The sequence below is a fragment of the Achromobacter deleyi genome (assembly GCF_902859705.1).
In the GTDB taxonomy this organism is placed as follows: domain Bacteria; phylum Pseudomonadota; class Gammaproteobacteria; order Burkholderiales; family Burkholderiaceae_B; genus Achromobacter; species Achromobacter deleyi.
Window position 1 is genome coordinate 293,245 of the sequence record NZ_CADIJO010000002.1, and the last position, 13,708, is coordinate 306,952.

General features: G+C 67.5%; 8 protein-coding genes. 6 read left to right on the forward strand and 2 right to left on the reverse strand.

Features of this window, described 5'->3' with window-relative positions; genetic code table 11:
- The first annotated feature begins 222 nt into the window (after positions 1 to 222).
- Together HV798_RS31605 and HV798_RS03810 are read left to right on the forward strand one after the other, a co-directional pair.
- Complete coding sequence (locus HV798_RS31605; protein WP_217481142.1) at positions 223 to 5,643, forward strand: autotransporter domain-containing protein; 5,421 nt, start codon at positions 223 to 225, stop codon at positions 5,641 to 5,643.
- Positions 5,643 to 6,233, forward strand: a complete 591-nt coding sequence (locus tag HV798_RS03810; RefSeq protein ID WP_175191295.1) for a hypothetical protein — start codon at positions 5,643 to 5,645, stop codon at positions 6,231 to 6,233. The genes HV798_RS31605 and HV798_RS03810 overlap by 1 nt, the downstream gene beginning before the upstream one ends.
- A 48-nt stretch (positions 6,234 to 6,281) precedes the next feature.
- On the opposite strand, the gene HV798_RS03815 is transcribed toward HV798_RS03810, so the two are convergent.
- Both HV798_RS03815 and HV798_RS03820 read right to left on the reverse strand, forming a co-directional pair.
- Entirely contained in the window at positions 6,282 to 7,151 is an 870-nt protein-coding gene (locus HV798_RS03815; RefSeq protein WP_175191294.1) for a nucleotidyl transferase AbiEii/AbiGii toxin family protein, read from the reverse strand.
- A complete protein-coding gene (locus tag HV798_RS03820) occupies positions 7,139 to 8,221 on the reverse strand; it encodes a hypothetical protein (RefSeq protein ID WP_175191493.1) in 1,083 nt (360 codons plus the stop codon). The genes HV798_RS03815 and HV798_RS03820 overlap by 13 nt, the downstream gene beginning before the upstream one ends.
- 225 nt (positions 8,222 to 8,446) lie before the next feature.
- Between HV798_RS03820 and HV798_RS03825 the strand changes: the two genes are divergently transcribed.
- From HV798_RS03825 to HV798_RS03840, 4 genes are all read left to right on the forward strand, one after another.
- Positions 8,447 to 8,959: a sigma-70 family RNA polymerase sigma factor gene (locus HV798_RS03825; RefSeq protein WP_175191293.1), complete on the forward strand. Its 513-nt coding sequence runs from the start codon at positions 8,447 to 8,449 to the stop codon at positions 8,957 to 8,959.
- A gap of 13 nt (positions 8,960 to 8,972) precedes the next feature.
- On the forward strand, positions 8,973 to 9,986 hold the full coding sequence (locus HV798_RS03830) for a FecR domain-containing protein (RefSeq protein ID WP_175191292.1): 1,014 nt from the start codon (positions 8,973 to 8,975) through the stop codon (positions 9,984 to 9,986).
- Between the two features lie 222 nt (positions 9,987 to 10,208).
- Positions 10,209 to 11,927 carry an ABC transporter ATP-binding protein gene (locus HV798_RS03835; RefSeq protein WP_246288581.1) on the forward strand — a complete coding sequence of 573 codons (1,719 nt, stop codon included), beginning with the start codon at positions 10,209 to 10,211 and terminating at the stop codon, positions 11,925 to 11,927.
- On the forward strand, positions 11,921 to 13,681 hold the full coding sequence (locus HV798_RS03840; RefSeq protein WP_175191290.1) for an ABC transporter ATP-binding protein: 1,761 nt from the start codon (positions 11,921 to 11,923) through the stop codon (positions 13,679 to 13,681). Before HV798_RS03835 ends, HV798_RS03840 begins: the two co-directional genes overlap by 7 nt.
- Positions 13,682 to 13,708 lie beyond the last annotated feature (27 nt).

The window sequence follows — 13,708 nt, forward strand, 5'->3', positions numbered from 1 at the left end:
TCACCGGTAGGATCGGTGGCCGATCACCCAGGCATACGCCTTTAGTATGCCCAGCCGGGTGAACGTCCGCCCTTTTTGTAACCTAAATTGTAAAAAATAATTGCAGGGCGTTATAGTCACGCCCCGGGCGGAAACAGATCGCGTCGTTGCCGTCACCGCCCGTTGTCGTTGCGCGTTGCGCACGCCCAGCATCGATTGCCGCCAACTCAGGAGGAGCAGGCCTTGAATCACGTATACCGCTTGGTATGGAACCGCGCTATGCGCATGTGGCAGCCCGTGTCGGAACTGGCGGCCCAGCCGCGCGGGGGCGCGGCGCCATCGGCGGTGTACGCGCCGGTGCGGTGGCGGTTGCACGCGGTGGCCGTCGCCTTGGGGCTGGGGCTGGCCGGGTGGGGCTCTGCGGCCCAGGCGATGTGTTCGGCGGCAGGGCTCACCGTGACGTGCAGCGGGCCAGCCTACCCGCTGCAGCCGAGCTACTCCAACGCGGCGAGCGGTCTGGACGTGACGCTGAACCAGGGCAGCGGGTTGGGCGTGTTGGTGGGCACTGGCGGTACGGCGCTGCGGCTGCAGAACAACAATGTGACGGTGACCAATAACGGCGCCGTTGACGTGTACGCATTGGGCGCCGGCCTGAGCATTCTGTCGTCGGGGCTGGTCCTGGGCGTGCCGGAAGCGACGGCGCCGGCCTTTGGCACGTATACGGTCAACAACAACATCTTCGGCATGCTTCGGGGCTCGGGCGACCCGATCTACCAGGCGCAGTTGGCGGGCCTGACGGGGATGGCGCTGTCCATCCACAATGGCGAGGGCGGCGTTACCAATGTCACCAACGACGGCCGCATTGAGGCCAAGGCGCTGAACGACGGCGCCCGCGCCAGCGCGGATATCGCAGCGGTGGCCATCTATGGCGGCGGGGTGACCAGTTTCAAAAACACCAGCAGTGGGACCATTGCCGGCCGCGTTGCGTTTGAATCGGCCGGCCTGTCCCTGGGCAACAGTTTCACCAACGCGGGCACGATCAACGGCAGCGTGTCGTTGGGGGCGAACAGCAAAAACACCTTCGTTGCCGAATCCGGCTCGGTGATCAGCGCGGACAGCCAGACGACCGGAACCATCACCGTCGCCAACGTTCCGGGCCTGCTCTTCGCGGCGCCGGGCACGGTGGACGGCGGCGCGGGCGGCGTGAATTCACTGATTTTTGCGGATACCGCCAACCGCGGGATAGACACCCCCGTCGCCGCCGGCACGTACCAGAACTTCAACAGCCTGACCGTCACCGGCGGTACCTGGAGCCTGTCGGGCGGTCCGGTGCTGCCTGGGGTCGGCAACATTACGCTCAATGGCGGCATGGTGCTTCTGGACAATACCGGCGGGCTGGGCACCATTGCGATTGGTGCGTCCGGCGGTGGCGTCGGCGCGACGAGCGCAGGCGTGTCGGTGGGCAACAACTTCATGTTGAGCTTGCTTGGCCTGCGCGCGGGCGGCGCCTACGACTTCACGCTGTCCGGCGTGCTGTCGGGCTCCGGCGGCTTGACGGTGGCAAGCCCCGGCACGGTCACGCTCACGGGTGCGAATAACTATTCCGGCGGCACCACCGTCGTCTCGGGCGCCACGGTCAAGGGCGATGCCACGAGCCTGCAGGGCTCGATTGTCAATGACGGGACGGTGATCTTTTCCAGCCCGGCCAACGGCACCTATGCGGGCGCGATGTCCGGCACGGGCAACCTGACCAAGCAAGACACCGGCACCCTGACGATTGCCGGTACGCTTCTTCATCAGGGCAACACCGCTATCGAGGCAGGCACCCTGCAGGTGGCGCCGGGTGGTTTGATGAGCCCGTTGTCGCGGGTGACCCTGAGCCCGAACGCCGCGCTTGACCTTTCCTCAAGCGTCGCCACCCAGTACGTCAATGGCCTGGCCGGCACGGGGGGTACGGTGTCGCTCGGCGCCAACACGCTGAATATCCAGAACAACGCCGTGTCTACCTTTGGCGGCGTGATCGAAGGCACGGGTAGCCTGATCAAGGGCGGCCTGGCCAAGCAGACCTTGACCGGCGCCAACACCTTCACGGGCGGCGTCACCATCCAGTCGGGCACGCTGGCGCTGGGCACGGGAGGCAGGCTGGCAGCCGGTTCCATCGTAAGAATCGGGAGCGCGGGCGAGTTCGACATGTCGGCGGCGGGCGCTAACGCGCTGGGCATGCTCAACGGCGATGCGGGCGGGCGGGTCACCTTGGGCGCCAACACGCTCACGCTGGGCGCGGGCAGCTATGACGGCGTGATTGCCGGTACTGGCGGCCTGAACAAGGACACGACCGCTTCGCTGACGCTGAACGGCGTCAACACCTATACCGGCGCGACCCAGGTGAACGCGGGGACCCTGTGGGTGGGCGGGTCGTCCCTGAACAGCGGCGCGCGGCTGAACAGCACGGTGACGGTGGCCAGCGGCGCGTCGATCGGCGGCTTCGGCCAGGTGAACGGCGACGTCAACGTGCAGTCCGGCGCCAGCCTGGCGCCTGGCGCGTCGGGCGGCACCTTCACCGTCAATGGCAACCTGAAGCTGGCGCAGGGCAGCCAGATGAACTATACGTTCGGCGCCCCGGGCAGTGCGGGCCACAGCGTGCAGGTCAACGGCAACCTGGCATTGAACGGCACCCAGCTCAACGTCAACGATGCCGGCGGCTTCGGCTATGGGGTGTATCGCCTGTTCGACTACACCGGCTCGCTGTTGCAGACCAACGGTGGCATCACCGGTGTGCAGACCGGCCAGACCGTGCAGTACCGGTCTGACGTGAAGCAGATCAACCTGATCAATTCGGGCAACCTCGTCCTCAACATCTGGAACGCCAATGGCCTGGCCACGCCCACTCAGTTTGGCGGCGGGTCCGGCACCTGGTCCAGCAACAGCGCCACCTGGACGGACACCACCGCGGCCTTGACCTCGATATTCACGCCGAGCAACGGTTTCGCCATCTTCGCGGGCGCGCCGGGCACGGTCACCGTGGATGCATCGCAAGGCAGCATCGGCGCCAACGGCGTGCAGTTCGCCGCCGACGGCTATCGCATGAATGGCGACGCGCTCAACCTGGTGGCGCCGTCTGCCGGCCTGTTGACCGAGGTGCGCGTGGGCGACGGCAGCGCGCCGTCGGCGGGCTGGACCGCGACACTGGACAACACCCTCGCCGGCAATGGCCTGAACAAGACGGGCGCGGGCACGCTGGTGCTGAACGGCGCCAACACCTACGCCCAGACGCAACTGTCCGCGGGCACGCTGTCGGTGTCGTCCGACGCCAACCTGGGCGCGGCCCTGGGCGGCCTGGACTTCCAGGGCGGCACGCTGCGCGTGACCGGCACGGCCTTCCAGAACACGGCCCGCGCGATCACGCTGGGCGCGGCAGGCGGCGGGCTGGATATCGCCGACGCCGCCAACACCTTCACGGTGTCGCAATCGCTCTGGGGCATTGGCGGCCTGAACAAGCTGGGCGCGGGCACGCTGGTGCTGACCGGCGCCAACTCTTACCTGGGCGCCACCACCGTGGCCGCAGGCAAGCTGCAAGTGGGCGATGGCGGCACCGCGGGCAGCATCGCCGGCAACGCCGACATCCAGGCTGGCGGCACGCTGGCCTTCAAGCGCAGCGACCGCGTGGTCTACGACGGTGCAATTTCCGGTTCGGGCAACCTGCGCCAGGAAGGCTCCGGCACGCTGGTGCTGACGGGCGACAGCACATTCACCGGCATCACCACCATCGCCTCGGGTTCGCTGCAGGTGGGCGACGGCGCCAACAGCGGCACGTTGGGCGGCACCATCATCAACAACGGCAGCCTGACCTTCAACCGCGCGACCGATTCGACGTTCGCAGGCGCCTTCGCCGGCACGGGCTCGGTCTTCAAGGTGGGCGCCGGCACGCTGGCATTGACGGGCGACAGCAGCGCGTTCACCGGCACGACGCTGATGTCGACGGGCGGGCTGCAGGTTGACGGCAAGCTCGGCGGCACGGTGATCACGACCGCGCAGGACAACACGGTGTCGGGCACCGGCACGCTGAACCATCTGTTGCTGGGCGGAGGCGCCACCTTGGCGCCGGGCAATGCCGCCACGCCGTTTGGCACGCTGAACATACAGGGCAACCTGAGCATGCAGCCGGGTTCGTCGCTGCGCGTGGCCGCGACGGCCGACGGCCAGCACAGCGCCGTCCATGTCGGCGGCATCGCCAGCCTGGCCGGCTCGGTGCTGCACGTGGGCCAGAACGGCTCCTATGCGCCGTCCACCACCTATACGATCCTGACCGCAGGCGCAGGCGTGCAAGGCCGCTTTGGCGATGTGTCCAGCAACCTGGCCTTCCTGACGCCGTCGCTGGCCTATGGCGCGAACCAGGTGGACCTGTCGATGCAGCTCAAGCAGGTGCCGGATACCGGCAACGGCGGCACGGGGGGCAACAACGGCAACGGCAACGGCAATGGCGGCAATGGCGAGAGCGGCGGCGGTACGCGTCCGATCCAGTTCGCCGACGTTGCCGTCACCAGCAACCAGCGTTCGGTGGCGGATGCGCTGCAAAGCCTGCCTGCCAATAGCCCATTGCGCCTTCGCGTACTGAACCTGTCCACCGGTGAGCCGATCGATGTCTTCAACGGCCTGTCCGGCGAGGCCCACGCGACCAACGTGGCGGTGGTGCAGGGGGTGGCCAACACCTTCGTGCAGGTGCCGATGAACCGCCTGCGCGCCAACCTGGCGGCAGGCATGCTGCCTGGCGTGCCCACCGCCCAACTGGGCCTGGGCAACGCGGCCGCCTTGCCGCAATCGTCGGCGCAGCCGCTGTGGGCGCAGGTCTTTGGCAACTGGAGCTCGCTGAGCGGCAACGGCAACGCGGCCAGCACCACGCAGAGCGACAGCGGCGTGTCCGTGGGCGGCGATGTGGCCGTCGGCGGCGGCTGGCGCCTGGGCGGGGCCTTGGGCTTTGCCAACAGCCGCAGCCGCACCGGCGACCGCGCTTCCAGCTCGCAGGCCGACAGCTACAGCGTGACCGTGTATGGCGGCAAGGCGTTCGACGCCGGCAGCGCCAAGCTCAATCTGAGCCTGGGCGCGTCCTACACCTGGCACGACATGAAGACCCAACGCTACGCGAATGCCGCCGGCCTGCCGCAGACGCTGAAGGCCGACTACGACGGCAACACCAGCCAGGTGTTCGGCGAACTCGGCTACGCCATGCCGCTGACCGACCGCGTCACGCTGGAACCGTTCGTGGGCGCCGGCTTCAGCAGCCTGCGCACGCAGGGCTTCACCGAGTCGGGCGGCGATGCCGCACTGCGCGGCGATGCCGGCCGCAACAACGTCACCACCACCACGCTCGGCCTGCACGCACGCAGCGCCTTCGAAAGCGCCGGGGCGCAAGGGCAGTTGTTCGGCACGCTGGGCTGGCGTCACGCCTTCGGCGATGTCGATCCGGCCAGCACCCTGTCGTTCGTGCAGGGCGGCGATTCCTTCACCACCAACGGCGTGCCGATTGCGCGCAATGCGGCGCTGGTCGAGCTGGGCGTGAACATGGCGGTCAGCAAGCGCACCACCGTGGGCGTGAGCTACGGCGGCCAGTATGGCGAAGGCAACCAGCAGCACTCGGGCACGCTGGACGTGCGTTACCGGTTCTGATGGAAAGCGGGAAATCCCCTGCGCGGGGGGCGCTGTGGTTGTCCGGGCTGGCGCTGCTCGGCGGCCTGGCTGCCCCCGCCTGCGCGCAGGAGGTTTCCCTGCCCGAGCAAGGCATCGCCTTCACCTTGCCCGACGGCTGGACCTACCAGGTGCAGCAAGAACAGGGCGCCTGGCTGATCTCGCTGGAATCCGGCCCGGCCAGCCAGCACGGCTGTTCGCTCAACGCCCGCAAGCTGCCGTCCGGCCAGTCGCAAAGCGCGCTGAACCTGAAGATGGAACAGTTCCCCAGCACCCGGGAATACTGGGAAGACAACCTGCGCAAGAAGGGCAGCGTCGTGACCGTGCTGAAAACCGGCAAGGACATGATCGGCCAGGCCCTGGCGCCATGGGTCGTGTACGAGTCGGCCGAAGGCCCGGTCAGCGGCGGCGCTTTCATCACCGCCAAGAACTTTGCCGCCGTGACGCCCACGCAGGTCTGGACGATCGTGTGCGGCGCGCAGCACGCCACGCGGGAAGGCGCCAAGGCGGAGTTTGTCCGCTGGACGCCGGTGTTCGATCGGTTTGCGGCGTCGATTCGGTTCAGTCAATAGAGCGTTGCTTGCGCGTGACGGCCCGAGCCACGCGCAGCGTTCCTTGAATCAACCTCGCAATGCCATTGCACGAAGCAAGGCATCAACCTGTCCGAACGCGTCCTGCTGCCATTGTGCTGGCGTGCGTTCGGCCAGCGCCTGGGTGTCTTCGACAAAACACCTGACGCAGGTGGGGCCGTAGCCTTCGAACGAGTCGAACTTGTCCGAGATATATCGAAAGCCCTGCTCGCCGCTCGCATGGGCGAGCAAGGGCAGGCATTCTTGCGCCAACGCGGGGATGCCGTCGGGATAGTTTCTTACGCAGTAGTAGATGTCGTAGGCATCCTTTTGCTTGTAGCGTCCGGCCAGTGCATGCCCTTTCATTGCCAGCAATGCGGGGATCGAACACACGGCAATCTCGACACGGTTGGTGCCGCCGTCGGGCATGGGGCCGGCAATAGCCACCATTTGATAGAAGCGCATTGCCAGGTCTGCGCCACTGGCGCGCTGGACTGCGAAGTCGTTGATCAAGGGGGGATTGTTCTTGACGATTTCGGCGTCACGCGGCATCAGGAAGTCGACCACCACATCGATGGCCTTGCCGGCATCACGCGCCGGCACCCGACGCACCAGTTGAAAGCGGCGCAAGCTGTTGCGCTGGGCGTACCCGTGATTGCGTAGCGCTTCGATCAGCGTGGCGTATTCACCGTCGCCAAGCGCGGCGGCATCCAGACCCACGTCGACGTCGACCGTGCCGACGTGCGGCATGTCCGCGCTATCGAGCAGCAGCCAGGGGACGGCGCCACCCACAATGGCGAATTTTCCCCGGAAGCTTCCCAGGATCTGTCCGATTTCAAGCAGGACGGCTTTTACGGCAGCGGTGGTGCGATCGTCGTAGTCGGCGGCGGATTGGGGTTCGGGCGGTGTTATCGGGGCCATTCGAGCTTTTCGTTGCGCAAGTATTCAGCAGCTTCGGCGCCGCGCTCACCCGCAATGGAGAGATCAAGATAGGTTTGCAGGACGCTCGTGCAGACAATGCCATGGGCGGGCTCGATCACATCGGCAAGGCATTCGTCGTCGTTGGGCACGGTGATGATCACGTTTTCTCCGTGCGCAGCCGGCGTCAGCGCCAAGGCTGTCTTGAGCTTGCCCAGCCCGTCTTGGTCGGCAAGAAAATAGTGCATGCCGGTACGACCATAAGGGGCAAGCCATTGCGCGGCAGAAAACGAAGAGAATGCCGCGACCCCGGGGCCGCCCTGTGTGCCCAATACGTTATGCACCGCGTCTTCCAGCGCCTTGCCGTGCAGCGGGGTGTAGAAGCGCAAGCGTTCGCCTCGCGGCGATTGATAGGCATCCCGCCAGGCGTCCAATAGCGCATCAGGTTGCGACAGCATCAGTCCGTCGTGTGTGGTCATCGCCCATTCCTGGTCGATCAGGCCTTTGCGGACATTGCTGACATGCCCCAGGCTGACGTGTGACGCTGCGGCGAGTTCGGCGACACGCCAGGCGCGGCCGGGGTCGCGGAACATCGTGCGCAGCACCTGTGCCGATTTGGGACTGAAGATCGACTTCAACTGCCGTTGTTGGTTTGCGCCTTTGTCCATCACGACGCGTTCGATGAATACGCCATCGAACGCGATGCGGGCATTGCCGGCAAGGTCGAGATAGTTGACGTTCTTTTCCTCGCACAGGCGCCGGACGGCGGGTGAAATGAACGGCGCGATGAAGACGGGTGACACCCTGGAGGAGTGCTTTTGGATCGAATCGCGCAGTTGCAGCAAGGCGGCACGCGCATAGCGCGGCTGCCCATTGGATTTGACATCGCACACCAGCACCCGAGGCCGCCCGTTCACAAGGATGCGGGCAACCAGGTCTGGTTCCCATCCCGTCGAAGCGGCATCATGTTCGATGCCCTCGACCTTGATGATCGGGACTTCCTCCAGCAGTTGCCGCAGCGCCAGGCCGGCGTGCAGTTCCGCAGATTTCATCGAATTGGCTATTTTCAGCATTTGTTGAAAATAGCCTTTCTGATGAAATGAAGCAACAATTTTCAATGAAAATATCTATTTCAGCGTTTGCTGAAATAGGTTGTTTTAGTGAAATTAGTTCAAAGCCACCCTCGTGACAATGCTTCCAAATTGCGAACCCGTCTGATTTTGACGATAATGAATAAGAATTGTTCTTGTTTTTCGGCGAGCCGTCCCCGTGCTGGCCTTTGAGGTCGCCAGGGCATTGTGAGCACCGCTGAGTTCGAGCATCAGGTCAAGACGCTGTACGCCGACCACTACGGTTGGTTGCGCGGGCTATTGCGCCGCAAGTTGGGCAATCCGTTCGATGCCGCGGACCTGGCCCACGACGTCTATCTCTATCTGCTCAAGACCGGCCGCATTCCGCCGCCCGACCATTCGCGCCGCGACCTGACGCAGATTGCCAACGGCATGGTGGTGGATCTGTACCGCCGCCGCCAGATCGAAGCCGCCTATCTGGAAGCGCTGGCCCTCGTGTCCGACCCGTTCGGGCCGTCCGAGGAAACGCGCGCGCTGGCCGTGGAAGCGCTGGTGCAGATCGACGCCGCGCTGAACAAGCTGGCGCCCAAGGCGCGCAAGGCGCTGCTGCTGTGCAAGCTGGATGGCATGAGCTATCGCGAGATCGCCGCCGAGCTCGGGGTGTCGGTGTCGTCGGTGGAAAAGTACATCGCCGCCGGCATGGCCGCCTGCTACCAGACGATGTACGGCGCGGCGCGTTGACGCGGCCAAGCCCATGCCCGCGTCTTATCCCACCCCCCCATTGAATAGCCCGGACGGCGCCGATGAAGCGCTGGATGCGGCCGTGATCCTGCGCGCATCCGAATGGCTGGCGCGGCTGGGCGCGGACGACGCTTCCGACGCCGACCGGGCGGCCTGTGCGCGCTGGCGCGCCGAACACCCCAAGCATGAGCTGGCCTGGAACCGGCTGAACGATTGCGACGGCCGCTTGCGCAGCCTGCCACGCGACGTGGCGCGTCATGCGCTGCGTGAATCGGCGTCCGGCGCACGCCAGGGCCGCCGCCGGCTGCTGCAGTTGCTGGGCCTGGGCGTGGTGGTGGGGGGCGTAGCGTATGCCGTGCGCGGCACGCAGGCCTGGCAACTGGCCACCGCGGCGCACAGCACCGGCACGGGCGACATCCGCGACCTCACTTTGCCCGACGGCACGCGGGTGGTGCTGGCGTCGGCCTCGGCGATCGACGTGCGCTTTGATGACAACGAACGCCTGCTGGTGCTGCGCGCCGGCCAGATCCTGGTGACGACCGCGCCCGACCCCGCACCCGCCGCGCGGCCCTTCCGGGTGCGCGGCCGTGACGGCGTGGTGCAGGCCCTGGGCACGCGCTTTTCACTGCGGCAGGACGATGCCACGTCCAGCGTGGCCGTGTTCGAAGGCGCGGTGGAAGTGCGGCCGACCTATGCGGGCAGCAGCCCCACGCGGGTCGATGCGGGCCAAGGGGCGACCTTCAACGCCGACCGGGTGCAGGCGCCCGAAGCGGTGCCCGACAGCGACGCGGCCTGGACGCGCGGCATGCTGGTGGCCGACAACATGCGGCTGGACGACCTGGTGGCCGAGCTGGCGCGTTACCGCAGTGGGCACCTGGCCTGCGATCCCGCCGTGGGCGACCTGCGGGTGAACGGCATCTTCCCGCTGCGCGATACCGACCGGGCGCTGCATAACCTGACGCTGGCGTTGCCGGTGGCGATCAGCCGCCATACGCGCTACTGGGTGACGGTGCTGCCAGCGCAGTAAGGCCGGCCCTGAGAAAGGCGCAGTTACAGCTTGATGCAATGCCGGATTGAGGGATTTCCGGTCTCGTTCGAGAGACAGGATGAGAACCATCCATTTTTCGAACCCGAGGAGTCCCGCAACGTGGCCGCATCTTCCGCCCGCCCGGTCAGCCCTGTGCGCCGTGTGCTGGCCCCCATCCGCAGCCGATTGATCTGCGCCGGCGTGCTGGCGGCGCTGGGCGCCATGCTGACGCTGGTGCCGCTGGCCGGCATCGTCCGGCTGGCGCATATCGCGCGGGATGCCTCGGGCGGCCTGGCCATGGCGCAGGACGAAATCGTGCGCACGGTGGTCGTCAGCCTGGCCAGCCTGTTCGCAGGCATCGTGCTGATCGGCCTGGGCGAACTGGTGGCCCACCTGGCCGACAACCGCATGACGCATGCGCTGCGCCTGGCCGTGATGCGGCGCCTGGCGCAGGTGCCGCTGGGCTGGTTCACCAGCCGTGCATCGGGCGAGGTCAAGCAGGTGATGCAGGACGACATCGGCACGCTGCATGAACTGACCGCCCATTTCTACACGACTACGGGCCGCGCGGTGGGGGCCATCGCCATCTCGGTGCTGTTCCTGTTTGCGCTGGATTGGCGCATGGCGATCGTGTCGCTGCTGCCGTTTCCCGCCTTTCACCTGGTGTTCGGCGCCGCCAAGAAAGCCATCGACCCCGCCAACATGCAGGCCTTCGTTGCCACGCAGACGCGGCTGAACAACGCGGTGAACGAATTCGTCGGTGGAATTGCCGCGGTGAAAGCCTTTGGCGCCGACGGCCGCGCGCACCGCGGTTATCACGAGGCGGTGGACGGCTTTGCCGGCGCCTTCCTGGCCTTCACGCGGCCCCTGGTGGCGCCGCTGGCCAACGCCAATGCGCTGATCGCGCCGGCCGCCGTGCTGGCCGTGGTGCTGGCGTCCGGCACGCTGTTCGTTGGCCTGGGCTGGATCGCGCCCATCGACATCCTGCCGTTCGCGCTGGTGGCGCCGGGCATTGCCGCCCCGTTGCAGCTGCTGGGCTTCATCACCCACGGCGTGGCCCACGCGACAGGCGCCGCGCAGCGCGTGCAGGCGCTGCTGGACACGCCCGTGCTGGCGCAGCCGGACCCGGCGCTGCGCCAGGTGCCGGACGGCAACGCCGTGCGCTTCGAGCAGGTCTCGTATGCCTACGACGCGCGCGAGCCGGTGCTGTCGGACGTGAGCTTCACCCTGGCGCCCGGCTCGGTGACGGCGCTGGTGGGCGCGTCGGGGTCCGGAAAATCGACGCTGGCGCGGCTGCTGCTGCGCTTTTTCGATCCGGCACAGGGCCGCATCACCGTGGGCGGCGCGGACCTGCGGCTGATCGAATCGACCACGTTGTACCGCCGCATCGGCTTCGTGCTGCAAGAGGTGCGGCTGATCCATGCCAGCGTGCGCGACAACATCGCGCTGGGCCGCCCCGACGCCAGCGCGCACGAGATCGAGCAGGCCGCGCGCGCCGCCAATATCCACGACCGCATCCTGGCGCTGCCCCGCGGCTACGACTCGGTCGTCGGCGAAGATGCGCGCCTGTCGGGCGGCGAGCAGCAGCGCGTGAGCATCGCGCGCGCGATCTTGCTGGACCCGCCGGTGCTGGTGCTGGACGAAGCCACCTCGGCCGCGGACGCGGGCAACGAGGCGGCGATCCAGGAAGCACTGTCACGCTTTGCACAAGGCCGCACGCTGCTGGTGATTGCCCATCGGCTGGATACCGTCATGCATGCCGACCGCATCATCGTGCTGGACCAAGGCCGGGTATGCGAGCAGGGCAGTCACGCGGAACTGCTGGCGCGGCAGGGACGCTACGCGCGGTTGTGGCAGATGGGCGGGTATGCCGAGGCGCAGGACGGGCCACCGCTTCGGGCCGCGCCGCTGCACCAACCCCAGGAGGTGCCGTCATGCTGAAGCGCTTTCTTTTCCTGCTGGGCGATGACGCACCCGTAGGCCGCCGCTACGTCTGGATGGCCGTCGCCTACGGCGTGTTGTGCGGGCTGACCATCGTGACGGTTGCCCCGGTGCTGACGCGGCTGCTGGCCGGCGATTGGAGCGGCGCATTGCCGTGGCTGGCGCTGCTGGCCGCGGGCGCCGTGGCCGCATGGGCCTGGCGGCGACGGGTCGAGCGCGCCGGCGTGGGCGTGGGCTATGCCGTGCTGCAAGGCGTGCGCCACCGCATCGGCACGCATGTGGCCGGCCTGCCGGTCAGCTGGTTCACGCCCGCCAACACGGCTCGGCTGGGCCATGTGGTGTCGCACGGCATGATGGAAGTGGCGCAGTTGCCGGCGCACGTGTTCACACCGGTCATCAGCGGTGCGGTCGCGCCCCTGGTGGTGGTCGCGGCCTTGCTGGCGCTGCACTGGCAGATCGGCCTCATCACGCTGCTGGCCCTGCCGCTGGTGGCGGCGGCGCTGTGGCTGTCGGCGCGCCTGGGCCGGCGCGCGGACCAGGCGTTTCATGACGATGCCGCCCGCGCCAGCCATCGCATGGTGGAATTCGCGCAGGCCCAATCGGTGCTGCGGGCGTTCAATGGCGCGGAGGGCGGCACGCGCTTCATGGCCCAGGCCATCGATCGGCAAGGCCGCTCGGCCCTGCGTGCGATCTTCGTGTCGACGCTGTCGGTGGTGTTGAACGCGTGGATGGTGCAGGCGGCTTTCGCCGCGGCGCTGATCGTCGCCGCACTGGGTTTGTTGCAGGCGATGCAGGGCGGCATGGACCCTGGCGCGGCGGCCACGTTGATCGTGTCGTTGCTGCTGGTGTGCCGCTATGTCGATCCGCTGCTGGAAGTGGCCGGCTACGGCGAAGCCTTGCGCGGTGCGCGGGTGCATCTGGACGCCCTGACGGACATCCTGTCGGTGCCGCCCATGTCGCAGCCGGCGTCGCCGCGCCAGCCGCAGGACGCCTCGGTGGCGCTGCGCGGCGTGGGCTTTCGCTATGACGCGGCCGGCCCGGACGTGCTGTCGGATGTCAGCCTGTACGTGGCGCCGGGCAGCATGACGGCGCTGGTGGGCGAATCCGGTTCGGGCAAGTCCACCGTGTTCGGCCTGATCGCGCGGGCGTTCGATGCGGATCGCGGCAGTGTGTGCGTGGGCGGTGTGGATGTGCGTGGGCTGTCCGCCGCGGGCCTGGCCGGGCATCTCAGCCAGGTGTTCCAGGATGCGTGGCTGTTCCAGGGCAGCATTGCCGATAACCTGCGCGTCGGCAAGCCGGATGCCAGCGATGCCGAACTGCGCGAGGCGGCCCGCGAAGCCGGCGTGGACGAGATTGCCGCGCGCTTGCCGCAGGGCCTGGATACACCGGTGGGCGAGGGCGGCGCGCGCCTGTCCGGCGGCGAACGCCAGCGCATCGCGATCGCCCGCGCCCTGCTCAAGGACGCGCCGATCCTGCTGATCGACGAGGCCACCGCGGCGCTGGACGCCGAGAACCAGGCGGCCGTGGCCGGCGCGCTGGCGCGGCTGCGCGGCAAGCGCACGCTGATCGTGATTGCGCACCAGCTGTCCACCATCGCGGCAGCCGACCAGGTCGTGGTGCTGGCAGGCGGTGAAGTGGTCGAGCAGGGCACGCCCGCGCAGTTGCGGGCGCTGGGCGGGCGCTATGCGCGCTTTCTGGCCCAACGCCAGGCGGCCAAGGGCTGGCGCATCGCCGGCCAGGGCCAGGCGCGGTGACCGCTGTGCGTTCGGCCTGGGGCCCGG

Excerpts from the sequence above, each read along its gene's own strand:
- HV798_RS03810 (WP_175191295.1), top strand. The coding sequence starts at position 5,643 with ATGGAAAGCGGGAAATCCCCTGCGCGGGGGGCGCTGTGGTTGTCCGGG.
- HV798_RS03815 (WP_175191294.1), bottom strand. The coding sequence starts at position 7,151 with ATGGCCCCGATAACACCGCCCGAACCCCAATCCGCCGCCGACTACGAC.
- HV798_RS03820 (WP_175191493.1), bottom strand. The coding sequence starts at position 8,221 with ATGCTGAAAATAGCCAATTCGATGAAATCTGCGGAACTGCACGCCGGC.
- HV798_RS03830 (WP_175191292.1), top strand. The coding sequence starts at position 8,973 with ATGCCCGCGTCTTATCCCACCCCCCCATTGAATAGCCCGGACGGCGCC.
- HV798_RS03835 (WP_246288581.1), top strand. The coding sequence starts at position 10,209 with ATGCTGACGCTGGTGCCGCTGGCCGGCATCGTCCGGCTGGCGCATATC.
- HV798_RS03840 (WP_175191290.1), top strand. The coding sequence starts at position 11,921 with ATGCTGAAGCGCTTTCTTTTCCTGCTGGGCGATGACGCACCCGTAGGC.